This window comes from Phaeodactylibacter xiamenensis, assembly GCF_000759025.1.
Taxonomy (GTDB): Bacteria; Bacteroidota; Bacteroidia; order Chitinophagales; family Saprospiraceae; genus Phaeodactylibacter; species Phaeodactylibacter xiamenensis.
This window is the reverse complement of the sequence record NZ_JPOS01000151.1, coordinates 1-1,167: the sequence shown is the minus strand read 5'-3', so window position 1 is coordinate 1,167 and position 1,167 is coordinate 1. Positions and strand designations below refer to the sequence as shown.

2 protein-coding genes are annotated in these 1,167 nt (G+C 48.8%); both read right to left on the bottom strand.

Features of this window, described 5'->3' with window-relative positions:
• On the bottom strand, positions 1 to 886 hold an 886-nt coding region (locus tag IX84_RS30460; RefSeq protein WP_044230423.1), incomplete at its 3' end, for a hypothetical protein.
• A 66-nt stretch (positions 887 to 952) separates the two neighbouring features.
• Positions 953 to 1,167 (bottom strand): hypothetical protein (locus IX84_RS30455; RefSeq protein WP_044230421.1); only part of this gene is annotated, 215 nt, incomplete at its 5' end.

Genomic DNA, 1,167 nt, shown 5'->3' with positions numbered 1-1,167 from the left:
TGAGCTTGAAGAAGCAGGGGTTCCAGTCTACGCGTCCGCTGCTGCTGTTGATGGCCGTCTCTACGCCTTTCCCGGTGCCGACGATGAGGCCGCCATCGGGGGTGGGGAGGAGGGCGTTGGCATGGTCATACAAGTCATTCCAGGGTGAGGTATACTGCCAAAGTTGATTAAGAGATTCATCAAGGTGTAGCAGATGGGACCTGTAAATGAAATTTTGAGAAACACTGGTAATATTACTCTGAGAGCCCCCCACAGTTAGAGTCCCATCAGCGTGGACCAGCAAGGATTTGGGGATATCAGTCAGAGAGGTGCCATAATTATAAGTTGCCAGAGTTTCTCCATTCATGTCTACATGAAGCATAAAATAATCGGCATTGACTCCGTCGGGTTCCGAGTCAACACCGAAAAGGAGGAAGAAGCCTCCCTGATTGTCTGGGTGCATAGCTTGTGCCGTAATGAAGGGCTCATCGGGATAGAATGGGCTAATATATTCTTTAGTGAGCAAGGTGTCGCCATTGCTGTTGTATTTGATGAATACCCCTTTTCTAATGGAATCTCGTACTATCCCTAAAGCAGCAAAGCTGCTGTCTGCTGTTGGGAAAAGCCCTTCGCCCCAAAGTTCATAGTATTTATTTGGGGTGCCAAGCTGTTGAGACCACAACAGCTGCCCAGTTAAATCAAGCTTTAAAAACAGGCTGCCTATTGTCAGTAAGCCGTCAGTGCTATCCGTTACTACGGCACTTGCGTAATAGCAGCTGTCGGTAGGGAGTATGGTCGTAAGTTCCTGAAAGGGATAGCCCGCATTTATCCTAATGTTAAAGGATTCGGACTGAGCTAAACCTTTACTGACTATCACTAGCAAAAGGAAAAAGAGTAAGTATCGCATTATTTAAGGATATAAACAGCCAGAGCCATTGCTCTTTGAGTAGAGCGGCCGGCTCTGGCTGGAAGATTAGTCAATCAGCAGTACTTTCAATGCCGGTGAGCGGTAGCCCCCCTGTTGCAGCATGCAATAGTATAGCCCGCGCTGCTGCCCGGCCGTTTGCCATACCTGCTGTCGGGTACCCGGCCCGCAATTGAGGGTAGCGGTGAGCTTGCCCTGCATATCACAACGGCCCGGAATGTAAGAGGTCAAAATCAGCCTGTTCATCGTTTTAGGTTTAGGTA